This is a genomic window from Natrialba chahannaoensis JCM 10990 (assembly GCF_000337135.1).
Classification (GTDB): domain Archaea; phylum Halobacteriota; class Halobacteria; order Halobacteriales; family Natrialbaceae; genus Natrialba; species Natrialba chahannaoensis.
The window spans coordinates 1-17,267 of the sequence record NZ_AOIN01000014.1; the positions used below are offsets into that span (position 1 = coordinate 1).

Genomic DNA, 17,267 nt, shown 5'->3' on the forward strand with positions numbered 1-17,267 from the left:
GGCGTGTTCGGCCAGGAGTATCACATCCAGCGGGCACTGGACGGCACGGACACCACTCAGGACGAGGTTCCCGGACAGGTGCTCGACGTGCTGGGCAGTGGTGGCCGGCCGCTTGAGCGCTCGATCCAGCGGACGATGGAAGACCGAATGGGGGCCGACTTCTCGGACGTGCGCATTCACACGGGCGGGAAAGCTGCCGAGGCTGCCGAGGCTATCGACGCGCGGGCGTTCACCTGTGGCAACGATATCGTCTTTAACGCGGGCGAATACGATCCCGAGTCCGCAGAAGGTCAGTTCCTCCTGGCACACGAACTGGCGCACGTCACACAGCAAAACGGCGGGGCACCGATCTCGATGATGCCCAAGCCGGATGCGGATCTACAGATCGATCCGGATCCCCACCTCGAGCGGGAAGCAGATCAGGCTGCCGAGGAGGCGTTATCCGGTGAGGAGCCGCTGGTGGTCAACCGCATGGGCACCGACGTGCACATTCAGCGGATCCCGAAAGGGAAGGTCTTCGAAGCCCTGGCGATGTTTGAGGAAGAACGCGGGGAAGACCATTCGGACGTACGCGAGAAAACGAACGAGTTGCAACTGCAGAATCTTCATTCCACGGCCACGGACATCCTCGAGCAGGAGGACGTGGCAGAGAGCGCCAGCCTCAGCCGTCGAGAACTGATCGGGAAGGGCGAAGACGGCTTCAGCGCACTCCTCGAGGGAGCGACACAACAGGGGAAGATTCAACACCGGGTGGCGGAACTGGAAGCACAGATCGAGGACAAACTGGAAGACGTTGCCCTGACGGACGATCAGCGAAAGAAACTGTGGGGAGCGGCCGACACCTCCACCTGGGACAAGGTCCAGTGGCAACTCATCAGTACGCTTCTGTTGAACGTCACCGAAATCCCAGCACTGCTGGAAGCCACGAAAAACAGTGCAAGGAGTGAGTACGGTGTCGATGAACGTGGCGAGCAACTTCTCGCACACGCAAAACAGGGGAAGATCGAGTCCTGGGAAGACGTCAAAGAGATTTGGTATCAAACCAACGGCGACTTCGCAGAGCGGGCCAAGAAAATCAAGGAAGAAATCCGTAAGGGGACCTTCCTTGATGAGGACAACCGACCAGATCACGTGAATGAGCGGGAAGAATAATATGGACGCAAAAATCACTGGAGAAGGAAACGGAGAACTCGGACTCAGTGTGATTGATCATAATGGCTCGGAGCATTTAATGTCGATTTCACCAAATGGTGAAATATCATACCACGAGTGTGGAGTGATAGCAAACAACCCTGCAAAACGAACTCGAGAAGAATGCGAGCGTGTCGATCAGACACGCCGATTTGCTCGCTGGCACGTCTACCGCGAGCGAGGGTACGACACGGTGCCACCGAGAGAAAACCCAGACCGGTTGATGGCGGCCCTGCTCGCGATCAACCGGCTGGACGAGTCGATGTTCACCGACTACTTCGGCGAGTTAGAAGCGAGGCTGGCGAGCCACTACGACGGCTCGTCCGTTGAGTTGCCCTTCCCCGAGGCGGATCCGGACGATCCGATCGTCTACCAGCAGGACATCTACCTTGAGCCAGATCCGGTCGGGTTCGAGCCGCCAGTCCTAGAGCAGTTCCTCGCGCGTTTCGAGGGGGAACCGGATTCACCACTCGAGTCGGGAGCGGCCGAAATCGCCATCGAGGAACTGGACTCGCTCGCGTTCGACATCGAGGCCGTCTCCGATATCCACGTCCTGTACAACGACGGGCGCGGAACCGAGAAGGTCGAGTACGGTGCCGATCCGCTGGAGCGCGAACCAGACGCGCGACTCGAGATTATGGCGTTCGACGTGACTGCTCTCCACTCGTTCCAGCACTTCGTCGTCTCCCACCTGGCCTACCAGATCCGCGATCGCTTCCTGTTGATGGGCGTGAACCCGCCCGTGGCTTTCCGTGCCCAGGGCTGGGGTACGTACGAGGGATTCCAGTGTCAGAAGTTCTGTGANTTCCTGTTGATGGGCGTGAACCCGCCCGTGGCTTTCCGTGCCCAGGGCTGGGGTACGTACGAGGGATTCCAGTGTCAGAAGTTCTGTGATCTCTACGAGGACTACTGGTCTGACGATTCCGAGATCCGTTCCTGGGAACCATTTTAATCACCGCAAGAGACATGTCTTCGCTCACGGATCGAAGTAGCAACTCGCTGGATGGCGTTGTACATCCACGCTCGAAGGCGGCCAAAGCCGCGGAGATAATCGATGCGAAGGCGTTCACCTGCGGCAACGACATCGTCTTCAACACTGGTGAGTACGATCCACAGAGTCCGGAGGATCAGTTCCTGCTGGCGCACGAACTTGCACACGTCAAACAGCAGACAGGTACCGCGATTTCGATGATGCCCCAGGAGGGTGCTGATCTCGAGATCGATCCCGACCCACATCTACGGCGATACCGAACCGGCAGTCGACCTACCCGAGGGCGTCGGTCCCAAAGATCCAGTCTACCTGAAAGACATCTATCTCGGCATTGGCGACGGTGGTCTGGACACCGGGGCGGCTGCACTGCTGGGTGATCCAGACCTGCTGAATCTCGTCGGTGCGACCGTCAACGTTGGTGGTGAACGAAGGATCGAAGGTGAGTACCTCCCCAAATTCCATGAGATGCTAGCTGCGGCTGCAGACGTGGACCCAGACTCACTTCCCAGCCTACGCGAGGGGTTGCTCATCGACGACATCTCTGGCATTCACGTCCAGACCGGATCACTCGACAATCCGACTGTTGAGTACGGCGACCAGCCAGACATTGACCGTGAGCCGGATGCACGGATTGAACTGGATCGTCTGCAAGTCGATTCGATCCGCGAGCTCCAGACTCGATTGGCAAATCACCTGATTTGCCAGATTCGCGATTGTTACATCTTGATGGGGATTGCGCCACCAGAGCCGTTCAGGATTAAAGGGCCAGGACTCGCCGACGCCGTCGGCTGGTACAATACTGGANGATTGTTACATCTTGATGGGGATTGCGCCACCAGAGCCGTTCAGGATTAAAGGGCCAGGACTCGCCGACGCCGTCGGCTGGTACAATACTGGAGACTTCTACGAAATGTACTGGAACCCCGACGCCGAGATTACGACCTGGTTCGAAGAGCACACTCCCGACGACGCCTACGAACACGTTGGGGAGCCTGTCAAACCGGAAGCGTAATCGACTACCGTCTCACATTCTTGTCCAGTTAGTCGACGATGTCCAGTTGTTCGCTTCCCACTGACTGCTGCTGGCCACCTGGGAAGCGCACGCTGAGAGCCCGGATGGACGCCGACTTCTCGAACGTGCGCATTCACACGGGTGAGAAAGCTGCGGAGGCGGCTGAACAGGCATTCGCTGNCGCTGAGAGCCCGGATGGACGCCGACTTCTCGAACGTGCGCATTCACACGGGTGAGAAAGCTGCGGAGGCGGCTGAACAGGCATTCGCTGATGAAGACCCAGTCGTCGTCACGGATATCGTACTGGGCCAGCTTGCGGTCCTTTCGGATCGGTTTCTCGATGTGACTGCTCGAGGGTGACTGACGAGTCAATCTCGAGTACTCGAAGTTTCGAGCGAAAGTCGCGCCCATTCAACGGCGTAAGAAGTCACCAATCGGTCAATATCCTAACGTTCTTTACGATTGCTTGAGTATCTAATAGACGCGCACGAAAGTGCGCAGAGCCGGAGTCCGAACCGCCAAGCTTGGAACTCCGGCTCGTTCGCAGCCCCCGCGTAGCGGGAGCACTCCATCATTGACGGCGGCGAAATAAAGACCTGCCGACCTATCGCCAACAGAGTCTCACAGGCGGTTGGATCATCTAGGGGTGCTCTTCGCTGCGTGTCGGGCTACGCTANAATAAAGACCTGCCGACCTATCGCCAACAGAGTCTCACAGGCGGTTGGATCATCTAGGGGTGCTCTTCGCTGCGTGTCGGGCTACGCTATCAACTCGACACATGCACTGTGAACTGACGATCCACTGTAACTGCGGCACCGATATCCGCACGGACCCGGCTCAGGGCACGATCACGTGTCCCGACTGCGAGTCGACGTTCGCCGCGCGAATTATTGATCTTGAGACTACCAATGCATCCCGCTATTTCCACGGCACTCACTCGTATCGCGGCCCATAACGACCTCGACGTGGCCGATCTGCCACCGCTGTACGAGGTCGTTGATCCAGAGGCATTGGCTGCGGTGCTCGAGTCTGGCGGGAACGCCCTCGTTGGCTTCGAGTACGAAGGCTATCGCGTCGTGATCGGGCCCGGGTCCGACGACGTGGCGGTGGAGGTGATCGACGAGAAGCGGTAACGGATCGAAGACAGGGAGTGGCTGTTGATCACCGCGTTTTTTCTCAGTGTCATCAGTTCGGCCAGCGCCTCGAAGTTGCTCGCCGAGTACCGTTTACACGGCACGGATCTCAGATTCGACCCACACGACATACTTCCAGATCGAGCGGACGGCGGCGTGTTCGGCCGCGAACATCACATTCAGCGGGCGCTGGACGGCAGGGACACCACTCATACTGTCGGACAGAACGAGTCGAAGACCGGTCGCGCTACTGTGGCCGCCACCTTCGGGAACGGCTGCGACTTCGCGACCGACTTCTNTACTGTCGGACAGAACGAGTCGAAGACCGGTCGCGCTACTGTGGCCGCCACCTTCGGGAACGGCTGCGACTTCGCGACCGACTTCTGTCCGGCAGTATCAGTCTGCACTCTGGACCCGCTCGGCGCGGTGCGTCGTCGGCACATCCCACCCCATCGCCACCATCGCGAACAACACCAGCGGCGAGAGGAACCCAAACAGGTAGAACGGGGCGTACTCGAGTGTCGCCACGCCAGTCGCCGACGCCATGAAGACACCGCCGGCGTGCCACGGGATGAGCGCGCCGGTTGGCGTCCCGGCAGCCTCGACAGCTCGCGAGAGTTCGTCGCTATCCAGCGAGAAGTCCTCGTAGAGGTTCCGGAGCGTCATGCCCGGGAGGACGATACTCATGTACTGCTGGGCGGTGAGGACGTTGATCGCCATCGCCGAGATACCGGTGCCGGCGATGAGCGAGCCGGAACTGCGGACGCCCTGCGAGAGGCGATGAGCGAGGACGGCGAGCACGCCGGTCTTCTCGAGAAGGCCGCCCAGGACGAGAGCGGCGACGACAACAGTAATCGTCCAGGCCGATCCCGCGAGCCCGTCGGTTGCGAGCAACTCGTTCACAAGCGAGGAGGTGGTCTCTGGTTCGGTCCCTTCGATGAAAACCTCCCACGCTGGGACGAAGCCGGTTCCCTGGACGAGGATGGAGGTGATGACGCCGGCGAACGTGCCGACGACGAGCGTCGGAAGGGCGGGATACCCGCGCAGTGCGAGTCCGAAGGTGACGGCCAGCGGAGCGAAGACGAGTAGGGAGATGGAATACGTTCCTGCCACCGCGTTTTGGATCTCGTCGATCTGACCGGACGGGACAGTTCCGCTCGCCTGCAGACCAAGAACGGCGAACGCGATGACGGCGATACCGAACGCGATTGCGGTTCCGGTTCGCATGCGGTGGATGTGGTCGTACAGCGGCGTGTTCGTCACACCAGCAGCGAGGTTCGTGGTGTCCGAGAGTGGCGACTGCTTGTCGCCCGCGTAGGCACCGGAGATGACCGCTCCGACTGTCATCGGTGCGGGTACGCCTAACCCGGAGCCGATGCCGACGAAGGCGACGCCGAGCGTTCCCACCGTCGTCCACGAAGAACCGATAGCGAACGCGACGCCCGCCGCGAGGACTGCTGCGACGGGCAGGAATATCTGCGGTGAGAGGAGTTCGAGACCGTAGTACATCATCGCAGGAATCGTCCCGGCGTCGACCCAGGTGGCAATGAGTGCGTAGATGGTGAAGATGATCAGGATCGCCTGCATCCCCATGAGAAGCGCGTCTGCGGCACCCTCATAGAGCTCGTCCCAAGTGTAGCCGAGGTAGTGGCCGAATGCGCCAGTGACGACGATACTCCACAGCAGCGGCACGTGCGGATCCAACCCGAGAAGTGCCGAGCCGATGCCGAGGAAGATAACGACGGCAGCCACGGGGACGAGTGCGAGCCGGACCGAGGGCCGTCGATCCGGATCAAGTTCGTCGAAGGTAGTCGGTGTAAAGTCGAGTGCCATCGGCCAAGTTATGCGGGCAAGGAATAAAAATAGACCTTTTTATTATCGAAATGCATGTTGTGTGGTGCCGATAGCCATGAATGCGTTGGGCACGATCAGCGGACGTGAACGAATTACTCGAGCGAGGGACACCGGACACGAGTAACAGAGACAACTCGCTAGACGTTAAAACGAGCCGCAAGCGAGAGAACAGCGTCGGCTACCGATCACGTTGCTCAGTCTCGTCTGCAGGATCAGCCCGTGGTGACCGGTCGGATCGTTTCTGTTCAACCTCGTGGTCGGCGTCGGCGTTCTCCGCCTGCCCTCGATTCTCTGACTGCGTTGTTTGCTCGCCCTCGAGTTCGTCGAGATACTGCTCGGCGTCGTACCTGACGTACCCCGTATAGAGAAAGATGAGCCCAAAGAGGATCATCGGGACGCCAATGAGCATGAACAATACCGCCAGAATCGTCCCCAGATCAGACGGGAGCGAGGCAGGGACTGGCGTGAACGTAACTGTAGCCGTGATCAAACCCATACTGGAGTGGAGTCGCCGTCCAATCAAAGGCGTTCCCCTGTTACTGCGAAAACGCGTTCAGGTTCGTCTGCAACCCCGCCGCAAGCTCGGACTTGCGCTGTAAGCGCGCGTGAGACACCGGCAACTGCGTCGCAATCTCCGCAACCGCCTCGTGGAACGTCTCCGCCTCACCGTACTGGCCGTCGAAGGCGTTTCGCACACTCTCCCGAACCTGCCAGACGCCAACAGGTGCCCAGTAGTCATCTGAGACTTCCCGGAGAACCAGACACTTCGCCTGCCGGCCGATTGACTCGAGGTACTCGAGTACACCCAATCGTGCCGCGTAGTAGGCACCGGCGGTTTCCTCGACGTAGCTGGTGCGGCCCTCGTAGCCTTCGCTAGCGCTTTGAAGCCAGATGTCGCCGTCGCTGTTTGGATTCCAGATGCTGCCGGGAGCTTTCATCTCGACGAGTTCGAACTCCCAGGTGCCGGGTGCGAGGACGACCCAGTAGCGGTTGCCCATGTACTCGTTGGCCCAGACCTGGACCTCGTCGATGCTTTGTTCGGTGCGGATGCGGCCGCGGAGGAACTGGCCGACGGTGTCGTCGACTGCAGTGATCGACCAGCGGGTTGGAACGAGGCGGCGTTGCTCGGTTTCACCGAGCGCGCCGGCCGACAGAATCGAGTTGATCTCGTAGACGTCGAAGCCGCGCCGGTAGAGGTAGGTCATCGCGCCCTGTGCCTGCCAGTCGTCGTCTTCTAAGGTTTTTTTGACCGGTTTCGGGACGTACGGGTTTTCCCGAAGCTCTGCGTTCCGGGCGTTGGCACGCGGGCCGCGCGGCGTTGCGACGTCTGTTCCCACATCGAGTCCGAGATCGGGTGTATCGTCGAGGCCGATTTCGAGGTCGACCGGATTGCCGGCGATGGCGACCTCGCGCTGGACGCCGACGAAGCCGTCCCAGGTGTCGTGAACGGAGGGCGTGAGGCGGCTCGCAATGGCGGGGGAGTCGACGTTCGCGCGCTTGTTGGAGTTCAGCAAGCCGGTGCGACGCTGGAGTACGTCGTCAATAGCGTACCCCTGCTGGTACCAGTTGCCGTCGGTGACGTACTCCTCGGCGTCGTCCTCGTCACCGACCGGTGAGAGCACGCCGACCGGGATGTCGGGATAGTTTGATCGGCCGACGAAAATCGAGGGGGCGGTCGAGCCGACGAGGGTGTCACCGCTCAACGCGTCGTCGAAGCGGCGTTCGAACTCTTCGAGGTGGTCCGTGATCGCGTAGGACTTTTCCTTCGCGAGGCGGCGGCGCTCGGCTTCCTCGTCGGGTTCGAGTTCCTCGATATAGTCGTCGAGGCGCATTCACTCACTGTAGGGGTGGCTGGGGTTTGAATGTTGAGTTGCACGGCGCTCCGCGGGCTAGCGGTGCGCATCCCCAGCGAAATGTCAGAGGCACGGCCAGGCACTCCACCACCCATCGGGCAGCGCCGAGACCGATGTTATGTCGGTGCCGGCAGTGTGTGGGAACCAGGCCGCATCCATTCTTTCTTTCTGGGGTATAAAATAGACAGTCCAGCATTTTCTGGGTGAGAAACTACGTGTCACAGATGGGGACGTGGCAGGGGGAGAATAGATTCTGGAAGACACGGTTCGGAACAGCACGGGCAGTTATTGTGGTTGCACGCGAACAGGTCTCTATGGGTGCTGACGGCGAGGAACCGGTGTACTACGTCATCAGCGACCTCCACATCGGTGGCGACGAGCAGTTGGGCGACATCGATTTCCTCCCCGAACTGCTCGCGTTCCTTCGCCGACTCGAGACGACAGACGAATCGGCAGAACTCGTGATCAACGGGGACCTGTTTGGCCTCTGGGAGTTCACCGAGTCCCAGGGTCCCGAAAAGTTCGACATACTCGTCGAGCGATATCCGAACCTGTTCGAACAACTCCGCGCCACTGGTGCGGCGATTCCGATTACGTTGCTTCCAGGCAACCACGACAGCGAACTCGCCGCATACGAGGCGTACGAACAGCTGCTGGCAGAGTACAACGTCACGCTCGTTCGGGCCGAGTCGCTAACTCGACAGCTCGGCGACCGGACGATTCACTTCGAACACGGCCATAGACAAGACCCCAACAATCGGCTCGAAGACTTCGGGAATCCCTACGAGAAGCCACTCGGCTACTACTACAATATCCTGGTGACGAGTCGAGCGGGACGCCTCTCGGATCGCGGTCGGTACAACTGGCTCAAGGACGTTCAGGCGGTGACACCGACCGAACGCGTGCCCCGCTGGCTCCTCTCGAAGTACTTCTACCGGGAAATGAAACCAACGCTTCGGTACGCCTTGCTGCCGATTCTCCTGCTGTTCAACGTTAGCGTCGTCATCACCGTGTTGGCGGCCCTCGATGTCGCAGGCATCTGGACCATGCCAGTCGGTGTGACGGACGACGTACTCGCACAGCTGGGACTCGTCGGTGAAGCGGTCCACTTCCTGCTCGTCGCCAACGTTGTTGTCGTCGGTATCTTGCTCCTCGCGAGCATTCCAGTCTACCTCGTCCTGCGCGACCTCAGCGCGACTATCGACCGGTTCGGCATCCGTGACACCGACCTTACCGTTGACCCCGACAAGCCGTACAGCAAAGCCGCACGGGATGTCTTCGAGGAACGGCCGGACACCGCAGTCTTCTGTTATGGCCACACCCATCGGCCGACGATGGCCGTCGTCGACGACCGGTTGCTCGTCAACACCGGTACCTGGCTAAAGCGGCTCCACCGCCGGGACGTCATCACCGGAGTTCTCCCGCCCGTCTACTACCCCTCGTATCACCTGTGTATCGTACGCATGTCGGCCGAGGACGACGGCCTCGTCGTCACATACGAGCCCGCCGACAAGCCAAGCCCTGCCGCAGACGAGATGACTCTCGTTGAGCGACTGCTGACACTGGGCCGCCAACCGGTACTCGAGTACCCCAACCGGGCGCGCATTACGGAGTCGGGGACGACAATCGATTCGGACGAGTGACGCGGGTTTGAAACGCTCACACTGGGACTTGCGACGAGTGGCGATGAGTAGGGACGAGCAGGGACGAGCAGGGACGAACGACGACCTGACGTACATGCCGTGGATATCGTACGTGTCGTGGACACACACCGGGAACACACAAAAGACAACCGTTAAAAACGGCGGGCGGAAAGGAAGGGGTATGAGTACGACGGACGATCAGCAGGCACGATCCTGCGTCTCCTGTGGGATCAACATCGCCGGTACGAACGCCGCGGCGTTCAAGTGTCCGGAGTGTGGCAAGCAGATTTACCGCTGTGCCAAGTGCCGCAAGCAGAGCAACCTCTATGAGTGCAACGAGTGCGGATTCACCGGACCCTGATATCAATGGGAAAAGTCGCTGCCAAAATTAAGGTCATGCCGGACAGCCCTGAGATCGATCTGGACGCGCTGCAGGAACGCCTCGAGAGCGCGCTCCCCGAGGGTGCGAAGATCAACGGCGTCGAGCGCGAAGAAGTCGCGTTCGGCCTCGTCGCACTCTACCCGACCGTGATCGTCCCTGACGGCTCCGGCGGCACTGAAACCGTCGAAGAGAACTTCGATGACGTCGAAGGCGTCGAGAGCGTCGGCGTCGAGAACGTCGGTCGTATCTAACTCGGATCCGAATCGATTTTCGATCCGTGTTCGCTGTAACTGGTCGTGAGCGACTGCGTTGACAGCTTGGCTGCGTCGGGTAGCTGCCCGCGTTGGGTAGCACACTGACGTGGCTCCCAAATCTGATCATACTTCTGCCACACCCTCACCCACCGCTATAGTAGCCACTGCAAGTCACTGCGCACCTGATCGCACGACGGCAGCGCGGGTCGGAGCGAGTGAACTGAGCGAGAACCGCGAACGTGCGATCAGTGTNCACGACGGCAGCGCGGGTCGGAGCGAGTGAACTGAGCGAGAACCGCGAACGTGCGATCAGTGTGTAACTAGTTGCAGTTGGTACTATAGTGTAGACGGTAGACTCCGAAAGCACTCGAGTACCATCGATCCAGCGTAGGCCGATTCGAAGATACTGAAAAAGCGACGCATCAGGCCGATTCTCGGTACGCATCGAGTCGGCCCTTCAGGAACGGACCAAACAGGATCGCGACGATTGCGACCACGAGTAGCGGCGAGAGCCAGCCGTACTCGATCGGGTTGAGGAAGATCATATACGAGCCATCGGAGATCTGTAGCGAGGTGTAGAGGTTATTCTCGGCAATGCCACCGAGGACCACTCCGAGGACGAACGCGATCACGGAGTAATTGTACCGCACCATGTAGAAGCCGATCACGCCGAAGACGATGATCGTCACAACGTCGATGGGGTTCGAGTCGAGGGCGTACGTCCCGAGGAACGAGAGGACGACGACCATCGGAATGAGGTAGTTCGTGTCGATTCGGGTCAGGATGCCGAGTCGAGTGACCAGTGTGAGCCCGACGAGGAGGATGATGACGTTTCCAACCAGCAACGCGAGCAACATCGTGTAAGTCAACGCGAGTTCGCCGCTCGGATCGAACATACTCTGGCCGGGTCGCAGGTTGTGCATGAGCAGCCCCGCGATAAGGACGGCCGTCGAGGAACTGCCGGGAATACCGAAGGAGATCGCAGGAATGAGCGAACCCGCGACAGTGCCGTTGTTGGATGCCTCCGAGGCGACGACACCGGTCTCGTTACCGGAGCCGAAGGAATCAGGATCGTCCGAACTGCGGACGGCCTCGGAGTAGGCGACGAAGTTCGAAACCGTCGAGCCAGCGCCGGGAATGGAGCCGACGATCATCCCGATCATGCTCGATTTGAACACCGTGAACGGGCGCTTGATCGTCTCGACTGCGCCGTCGATAATGCCGCCGCCGATGTCGACCGCCTGATCAGCGATACCGCCCGTCTGTCCGGCGAGTTTCATCATCTCTGCGATCGCGAACAATCCGATGAGAACGGCGACGAAGTCGATCCCATCGTACAGCAGCATCGAGTCCGTGTACCGGTTGTCGAGACTCATCGGGGCCGACCCAACCGTCGTCACGAGTAAGCCAGCGACACCGGCAAGCAGTCCCTTCGCCACCGAACCCCGGGTGACGACGGTGATCATCGCCAGGCCGAGCACGGCAACGAGGAACCGCTCCGGTGAACCGACTGCAAGCACGACCTCGACGAGGAACGGCGAGAACAGGATCAGCGCCGTAATCGTGAATAAACCGGCGATCGTCGACGCTGTTGCCGAAATCGATAGCGCCGTGGCTGCTTTCCCCTGTTTCGACATGGGGTAACCGTCGAACATCGTCGCCGCCGAGGACGACACCCCGGGCGTATTGATGAGGATCGCCGCGATCGACCCGCCGTACATCGAGCCGCTGTAGATCCCGATCAAGAGGATAATCGCGTTTTCCGGTGACAGCGGTGCCGTCATCGGCAAGATAATCGCCATCCCAAGCGGCGGTCCGAGCCCCGGCAACGCACCGACGATAATCCCCAGTAGAATACCGAGGACCACCCAGATCATCGTCTCGAACGTGAGCAGTGTCTCGAATGCCCCGAACAGTGATTCGACTGTCATGGGTTCGGATTCACCCCGTGCTCGCAGGGAGTGGTCCCCTCTCGGTCAGCGGTAGTGCCGTGTGAACGGGCCGTTTCACACGTTGTCCGACCGCCACCGACGCCAGCGAGTACAGTGAGTGTGGCCCATGCACTGGTGTCTCCCCCGCCGATGAACAGCGGTACCGGCGGTTCCCAGCCGGTGTACCAGCCGACCGCGATTTCTGGCGCAATAACGAGGTAGAACACGAGCGCGGTGAGAAAGCCGACGCCGACGAGTGCGATGGACCGCTGTCGGCCGATACCCGCCCACCATGCAAAGAGTGCGACGAAAATCGGCGTTGCGTACAGCATCCCGATCGTGAACGTCAGGCCCAGATACAGCACACACAGTCCTGCGGTGACAGCGGGGCCCCGCGGATCGTCGATGTCGTACGTGTAGGCACCTGCGGTCGGCTGCTCGGTTGGCTGCTCGTCAGCTTCGACATCGTCCTCGTCACCGCCGAGTAACTGTGCCGGCTCGGCAACGAATCGCCGAAGTGGACCCGGCAGATAGTTTCGTCCGAGGAGCAAGAGCGAAAGCACGATCGTCGCTCCGGCTGTTAGCCGGGGAAACATCGCCGCGCTCGCGGCAAACTCGCTGGCCTCCCAGAACATGTAACTCGCAGCGACGAGGAAACAGAGCAACAACACGTGCTCCATCGTCCCTCGTTCGCGGAACACGACTTCACCCGCGTCACTGAGTCGGGTCGTGACCGTCTCGATCCCCTCTCTGGAAGTGCGTGAAACGGTCTCGCCAACGGTGTCTGTGTCGTCCATCAATTGTGATTTCCTGGATTATCGGTTGGTGTTGGTACTGGTGTTATCCCGTGGCACGCACACTATTCACACTGCGTACATTGCACACGCCACTTCCACGACTCACATCACCCACACTACGCACACTACACACGCGACTCACACCAGACCAGCGAGTGTGAGCGACCACGTCAGGTTATGCGTCTTCTTCGATCCGCTCCTGGAACGCCTCGAAGTCGACGTTCTCCTCGAGGTCGTCGAGCGCACCGCCGAGGTCGTCGGCCGCCGCATCTATATCACCGTACTCGAGTACGTTGCCGGTTTCTTCGGCCCACTCCTGGGCCTCGTCGTGGGTTGCAGCGTACTCGATTGCGTCGGCGAGGTCCTGGCGGACGTCTTCCGGGGTGCCTGGCGGCGCGATCTGAGTCTGTCTGAATTCGGTGATGTACGCAAGGCTGTCGCCGTAGTTGGTGATCTGGTCAATCTCTGGGAAGGCGTCAATATCGGTGTCCATCAGGTTGACGATGGCGCTGACGTCGCCAGAGTCGGCGGCGTCGGCGGCGGAGGTGTTCGTTGCGATGCCGACCGGCGTTTCGCCGGAGATGACGGCTTCGTTGACTTCGCCACCGCCGTCGTAGGCGACGGCGTTCTCCCATTCGAGATCGTACTCGTCGCGAAGCAGGTAGGAGATAACGTGGCTGTCGTGGCCGACGCCCTGATACGCGAAGTTGTCGACCTCGCCGTCGGCGTAGGCGTCCTGTAGTTCGCTGAAGTCGCTGACACCGAGTTCGTCGTTGACGATGATCGTGTAGCCGAAGACGCCGGAGTACGCGATCGGTTCGAAGTCAGACGGGTGCCAGTCGTCGATGCCCTCGAGCCGCCAGCCGAACTGCCAGCTTGGCGTGTTCGCGGTGCCGAAGACGGTGCCGTCGTCGGCCTGGCTGTGGAGCCACTCGATGCCGCGAAGGCTCCCCGCACCAGGCTGGTTATCGATGACAACGGAGCCGTCGAGTTCTTCTTCCATGAGTGGGCCGAGCTGACGGGCGTAGGTGTCCGTGCCACCGCCCTCGGACCACGGAATCATCCAGGTCAGTTCCTCGTTGTCGAGACAGCCGGCAAGGCCAGCAAGCGAGACAGTAGATGCTGCACCAATCCCTTTCAGCAGACGTCGTCGATTCACAATCCACCGTACCAACTGAGACAATGATAAGGGTAGCCACCTATGCAAGAGTTACAGGTATCTTGAACACAAATGAAAAATAATTTCGTATAGATGCGCACACATCTGCTCTTTTTTGGCAAATAAGCACATGGTTGTCCTATGATGGCACACCGCTTACGAGCCACGATACCAAGAGACAGATAGCGACATGCGACTTGGAATTGGAGTCACCAAGACGACCAGCACTGCCGCCAGCGCAACGTTTACTGGACGGTGTCTGTGAGAGACTGTAGACGTGAATTTGCTCTCGGATCCGACGAATCGTCGCTGGCTCGCGTGGGGTGCGCTCGCCACAGTGTTCCTCCTCGTCAACCTCCATCGACTCTCGACTGGCGTCCTCTCTGAACAGTTGACTGTCGATTTCGGGACGACGGCCGCACAACTGGGTACCCTTCACGCCTCGTTCTTCCTTATTTATGCACTAATCCAGATTCCGACCGGTGTCCTCGCCGACCGCGTCGGTCCGCGGTACGTCGGAACGGCAGGCGGTGTCGTTCTCAGCGTCGGTGCGATCGGATTCGCGCTCAGTAACAGTTACTTCGCGGCATTTCTCTCTCGCGCTCTGATCGGCCTCGGCAGCGGCGTCATCTTCGTCTCGATTCTTCGATTCTGTGCAAACTGGTATCGCGCGGACGAGTTCGCCACGATGACTGGTTTGACGGCAAGCGTTGCCGGCCTGGGCGCGATCCTCGCGACGACACCGCTCGCTGTCGCTGTCGGCACGGTCGGTTGGCGATCGACCATCTTCGGCCTCGCCACTGTCGGGCTGGTCGCCGCCACAGCAGTGTACGTCTTGGCGCGGAGTTCTCCCGCCGACGCCGGACTCGAACCAATCGACGGGGTCCCCGAGCAACCATCTATCTCGCTCGCAGAGACCTGGCAGAACCTCCGACTGCTCGCGAAAGACCGAGTCCAGTGGCTGCTCTCGATCGTCTTCTTTGCGGGCAACGGTGCGCTCCTCACCCTGCTCGGACTCTGGGGGATCCCGTATCTGGTCGTCGTCTACGGCGTCGATACGACGACGGCCTCGTACTACACGCTCCTTGGCTCCGTTGGGATGCTGGTCGGCCCACCAGTCATCGGCTGGGTTTCGGACCGCATCGCGCGACGACGACTCCCGATGGCGGTCGGGCTCGGTTGCTTCGCGATCGCACTGAGCGTGATTCCAGTGTTCGGCCAGCCACCCCGGTATCTCGTCGCCGTCTCGTACTTTTGCTGTGGACTGTTGGCTGGGGCAGCTATGCTCTCGCTTTCGATCGTCAAAGAGCGCTACCCTGCCAGCGCGAGCGGCGTCGCGACGGCAACCGTCAACACCGCCGGCTTCGTCGGCGCAACCGTGCTTCCCGCCGTGATGGGGCTCGCGCTCGATCGGTACCAGACCGGCGAAACCATCGGCGGCACCGTCGCCTACACAGAGTTCGGCTACCGCATCGCGTTCGGAATCCTCGCCGGTGCCGTCGCTATCGCGTTCCTGTGTTCGCTGTGGCTCCTGTTCGCCGAGCAACGCATGGATGCGCCCGCGGCCACGCCAGCTGAGACGAACTAGCGCTGTGGTGATGCCGGCTGCTGGACATCGGATGCCGATACCAGAGACGGGATACGAGTGCCAGATTCCGGATACGGATACGGATACGGATATGGATACGAGTGCCAGGTACCAGATATTGAATCGCAAAGAGCGGACAACAGACAGCGAACGGAATCAATCAATCGTCCGCCGTGTCTCCGGATCCACTGCCGTCAGATACTGCTCCAGGAGCGTCGGGAACTCCCGACCTCGAATGAACCGAAGGCCGAAGTCCTCCGTCCAGTCGATGATCCCCCTATCCTCGGTGACCACACCAGCATCAAGTTCGCGCGCGAGAATCAACAGGTCGAAATCCTCACGAGAGTCGAGCACTCCCGTCCGCATCGCAGTGCGGTACTTCTCGCGCAGATCCGAGACGATGGCGTCGATCTCTGTCTTGTACTCGTGGTCCTCGAGTGGCTCGTCGACTGCGTCCTCAGCGCGTCGGACCGCCTTTTCAGACACCCGGAGCCCACGGTCGACGCGGCCGCTCATCTCGTCGACGAAGCTGTAGACGACGTTCGCAGGGATCGTCACGGCGTAGCGGTCGGGATGCTTTCGGATCACCCAGGTGTTCAGTCGGGAGTACACCTCGTCGTTCACGTCGCGGGCCGCGAGCATCGTCGTGAACTCGTCGTGGATCGTCGGCGGCATGTAACACGAGATGCCCAGATTGAGCCGCGCGTTGGCGATCAACTCGAGGAGGCGCAGGATGGCGTCCTCGAGTGACTCTTCGTTGTGACGAATCTCTTCGGTGAGAAAGAGGGAGGTGTCGAGGACGAACCGTTGCTTGAAGGCCTCGCTAGAGGTGGCCATGTGGTGTGTAGGAGACGAAGGTGGAAATAACTACGCTGGGACGGTGGGGTCGCTGGTGGCCTGAGAGATTTCCCAAGGTGGTAAAACGGCGAGACAGCAGTGTGTGACGACGAGGGCAACGACCGCTGCGACCGCGGCGCGTCCAGTTACGGACCCGGTGATGGCCCTGGACCCTGTTCCCCTCCCTGCGGACCCTTAGCACCCAGATCCGCCTGCGAGACGATCTGTGCGCCGCGCTCGGAGAGATCGACGGTCACGTCCTCGTGGACGGCCTTGCTGATCTCGTCGATATTCCCCGCAAGCACCGTCAGGATGTCGCTCGGGTTCGCGTACAGCAGCATGTTTCCGTCCTGGCCCTCCGCGACGAGCTGGGTGTCGTTGAGGACGATCTGGTTGTTCTGGATGGTCGCCGCGACGACCGGCAACGCCTCGGGTTTGCCTGGTTCGTCGTCCCGAACGCGGCGAATGTGGACTGCATCGAGGTCGAGGACGTGTTTGTGCTCTTTAATCTTCTCGGCGCAGGCCACCATGTCCTGCAACAGCTTCGACTTCTCCTCGGTCGCGTGATCGCCGTCGAGACAGTGCTGGCAGACGCGGAGTTCGATTCGCATTACCACCCGTTTGGAACGCCAGCCCGATGAG

At 60.3% G+C, this 17,267-nt stretch carries 18 protein-coding genes and 1 pseudogene; 11 read left to right on the forward strand and 8 right to left on the reverse strand.

Annotated elements, in window-relative coordinates; translation table 11 throughout:
- Positions 1-3: 3 nt before the first annotated feature.
- The 7 genes and pseudogenes from C482_RS01690 to C482_RS01710 all read left to right on the forward strand — a co-directional run bounded on the left by C482_RS01690 (position 4) and on the right by C482_RS01710 (position 4,327).
- Positions 4-1,152, forward strand: coding sequence for an eCIS core domain-containing protein (locus tag C482_RS01690; protein ID WP_083858565.1), 1,149 nt, complete (start codon positions 4-6; stop codon positions 1,150-1,152).
- Between the two features lies 1 nt (position 1,153).
- A complete protein-coding gene (locus C482_RS01695) occupies positions 1,154-2,143 on the forward strand; it encodes a hypothetical protein (protein ID WP_049896384.1) in 990 nt (329 codons plus the stop codon).
- A 59-nt stretch (positions 2,144-2,202) separates the two neighbouring features.
- Positions 2,203-2,436 (forward strand): annotated as a pseudogene (locus C482_RS20155) (eCIS core domain-containing protein); the annotation flags it as partial.
- Positions 2,437-3,002: 566 nt separating this feature from the next.
- Positions 3,003-3,194: a hypothetical protein gene (locus tag C482_RS22705; RefSeq protein ID WP_049896385.1), complete on the forward strand. Its 192-nt coding sequence runs from the start codon at positions 3,003-3,005 to the stop codon at positions 3,192-3,194.
- 104 nt (positions 3,195-3,298) lie between these two features.
- A complete protein-coding gene (locus C482_RS22780) occupies positions 3,299-3,430 on the forward strand; it encodes an eCIS core domain-containing protein (protein WP_394295526.1) in 132 nt (43 codons plus the stop codon).
- Positions 3,390-3,554, forward strand: coding sequence for an eCIS core domain-containing protein (locus tag C482_RS20975; RefSeq protein WP_006165618.1), 165 nt, complete (start codon positions 3,390-3,392; stop codon positions 3,552-3,554). Before C482_RS22780 ends, C482_RS20975 begins: the two co-directional genes overlap by 41 nt.
- A 548-nt stretch (positions 3,555-4,102) precedes the next feature.
- Positions 4,103-4,327 (forward strand): HalOD1 output domain-containing protein, encoded by a 225-nt coding sequence (locus C482_RS01710; protein ID WP_006165619.1) that lies wholly within the window; start codon positions 4,103-4,105, stop codon positions 4,325-4,327.
- 396 nt (positions 4,328-4,723) lie between these two features.
- Here the strand turns inward: C482_RS01710 and arcD are convergent, their stop codons facing one another.
- From arcD to nreA, 3 genes are all read right to left on the reverse strand, one after another.
- Positions 4,724-6,160 carry an arginine/ornithine antiporter ArcD gene (gene arcD, locus C482_RS01720; protein WP_006165621.1) on the reverse strand — a complete coding sequence of 479 codons (1,437 nt, stop codon included), beginning with the start codon at positions 6,158-6,160 and terminating at the stop codon, positions 4,724-4,726.
- A 199-nt stretch (positions 6,161-6,359) separates the two neighbouring features.
- Positions 6,360-6,677: a hypothetical protein gene (locus C482_RS22150; RefSeq protein WP_049896386.1), complete on the reverse strand. Its 318-nt coding sequence runs from the start codon at positions 6,675-6,677 to the stop codon at positions 6,360-6,362.
- 40 nt (positions 6,678-6,717) lie between these two features.
- Entirely contained in the window at positions 6,718-8,013 is a 1,296-nt protein-coding gene (gene nreA, locus C482_RS01730; protein ID WP_006165623.1) for a DNA repair protein NreA, read from the reverse strand.
- Positions 8,014-8,348: 335 nt separating this feature from the next.
- On the opposite strand from nreA, the gene C482_RS01735 reads away from it, so the two are divergent.
- The 3 genes from C482_RS01735 to C482_RS01745 all read left to right on the forward strand — a co-directional run bounded on the left by C482_RS01735 (position 8,349) and on the right by C482_RS01745 (position 10,310).
- Positions 8,349-9,677, forward strand: coding sequence for a metallophosphoesterase (locus tag C482_RS01735; protein ID WP_006165624.1), 1,329 nt, complete (start codon positions 8,349-8,351; stop codon positions 9,675-9,677).
- A gap of 181 nt (positions 9,678-9,858) precedes the next feature.
- Positions 9,859-10,038: an HVO_2753 family zinc finger protein gene (locus tag C482_RS01740; RefSeq protein ID WP_006165625.1), complete on the forward strand. Its 180-nt coding sequence runs from the start codon at positions 9,859-9,861 to the stop codon at positions 10,036-10,038.
- 5 nt (positions 10,039-10,043) lie between these two features.
- The gene (locus C482_RS01745; protein WP_004216963.1) at positions 10,044-10,310 is read left to right on the forward strand and encodes an elongation factor 1-beta; all 267 of its coding nucleotides are present in this window, start codon (positions 10,044-10,046) and stop codon (positions 10,308-10,310) included.
- A 425-nt stretch (positions 10,311-10,735) separates the two neighbouring features.
- On the opposite strand, the gene C482_RS01750 is transcribed toward C482_RS01745, so the two are convergent.
- The 3 genes from C482_RS01750 to C482_RS01760 form a co-directional block, all read right to left on the reverse strand.
- Positions 10,736-12,244, reverse strand: a complete 1,509-nt coding sequence (locus C482_RS01750) for a tripartite tricarboxylate transporter permease (RefSeq protein ID WP_006165626.1) — start codon at positions 12,242-12,244, stop codon at positions 10,736-10,738.
- Positions 12,241-13,041: a tripartite tricarboxylate transporter TctB family protein gene (locus tag C482_RS01755; protein ID WP_006165627.1), complete on the reverse strand. Its 801-nt coding sequence runs from the start codon at positions 13,039-13,041 to the stop codon at positions 12,241-12,243. The genes C482_RS01750 and C482_RS01755 overlap by 4 nt, the downstream gene beginning before the upstream one ends.
- 175 nt (positions 13,042-13,216) lie before the next feature.
- Positions 13,217-14,200: a Bug family tripartite tricarboxylate transporter substrate binding protein gene (locus C482_RS01760; RefSeq protein ID WP_006165628.1), complete on the reverse strand. Its 984-nt coding sequence runs from the start codon at positions 14,198-14,200 to the stop codon at positions 13,217-13,219.
- A gap of 277 nt (positions 14,201-14,477) precedes the next feature.
- On the opposite strand from C482_RS01760, the gene C482_RS01765 reads away from it, so the two are divergent.
- Positions 14,478-15,788 (forward strand): MFS transporter, encoded by a 1,311-nt coding sequence (locus C482_RS01765; protein WP_006165629.1) that lies wholly within the window; start codon positions 14,478-14,480, stop codon positions 15,786-15,788.
- 156 nt (positions 15,789-15,944) lie between these two features.
- On the opposite strand, the gene C482_RS01770 is transcribed toward C482_RS01765, so the two are convergent.
- Positions 15,945-16,625 (reverse strand): RNA ligase partner protein, encoded by a 681-nt coding sequence (locus tag C482_RS01770; protein WP_006165630.1) that lies wholly within the window; start codon positions 16,623-16,625, stop codon positions 15,945-15,947.
- Between the two features lie 146 nt (positions 16,626-16,771).
- A complete protein-coding gene (locus C482_RS01775) occupies positions 16,772-17,236 on the reverse strand; it encodes a hypothetical protein (protein ID WP_006165631.1) in 465 nt (154 codons plus the stop codon).
- Positions 17,237-17,267 lie beyond the last annotated feature (31 nt).

Excerpts from the sequence above, each read along its gene's own strand:
- C482_RS22705 (WP_049896385.1), top strand. The coding sequence starts at position 3,003 with ATGGGGATTGCGCCACCAGAGCCGTTCAGGATTAAAGGGCCAGGACTC.
- C482_RS20975 (WP_006165618.1), top strand. The coding sequence starts at position 3,390 with ATGGACGCCGACTTCTCGAACGTGCGCATTCACACGGGTGAGAAAGCT.
- C482_RS01710 (WP_006165619.1), top strand. The coding sequence starts at position 4,103 with ATGCATCCCGCTATTTCCACGGCACTCACTCGTATCGCGGCCCATAAC.
- arcD (WP_006165621.1), bottom strand. The coding sequence starts at position 6,160 with ATGGCACTCGACTTTACACCGACTACCTTCGACGAACTTGATCCGGAT.
- C482_RS22150 (WP_049896386.1), bottom strand. The coding sequence starts at position 6,677 with ATGGGTTTGATCACGGCTACAGTTACGTTCACGCCAGTCCCTGCCTCG.
- nreA (WP_006165623.1), bottom strand. The coding sequence starts at position 8,013 with ATGCGCCTCGACGACTATATCGAGGAACTCGAACCCGACGAGGAAGCC.
- C482_RS01735 (WP_006165624.1), top strand. The coding sequence starts at position 8,349 with ATGGGTGCTGACGGCGAGGAACCGGTGTACTACGTCATCAGCGACCTC.
- C482_RS01740 (WP_006165625.1), top strand. The coding sequence starts at position 9,859 with ATGAGTACGACGGACGATCAGCAGGCACGATCCTGCGTCTCCTGTGGG.
- C482_RS01745 (WP_004216963.1), top strand. The coding sequence starts at position 10,044 with ATGGGAAAAGTCGCTGCCAAAATTAAGGTCATGCCGGACAGCCCTGAG.
- C482_RS01750 (WP_006165626.1), bottom strand. The coding sequence starts at position 12,244 with ATGACAGTCGAATCACTGTTCGGGGCATTCGAGACACTGCTCACGTTC.
- C482_RS01755 (WP_006165627.1), bottom strand. The coding sequence starts at position 13,041 with ATGGACGACACAGACACCGTTGGCGAGACCGTTTCACGCACTTCCAGA.
- C482_RS01770 (WP_006165630.1), bottom strand. The coding sequence starts at position 16,625 with ATGGCCACCTCTAGCGAGGCCTTCAAGCAACGGTTCGTCCTCGACACC.
- C482_RS01775 (WP_006165631.1), bottom strand. The coding sequence starts at position 17,236 with ATGCGAATCGAACTCCGCGTCTGCCAGCACTGTCTCGACGGCGATCAC.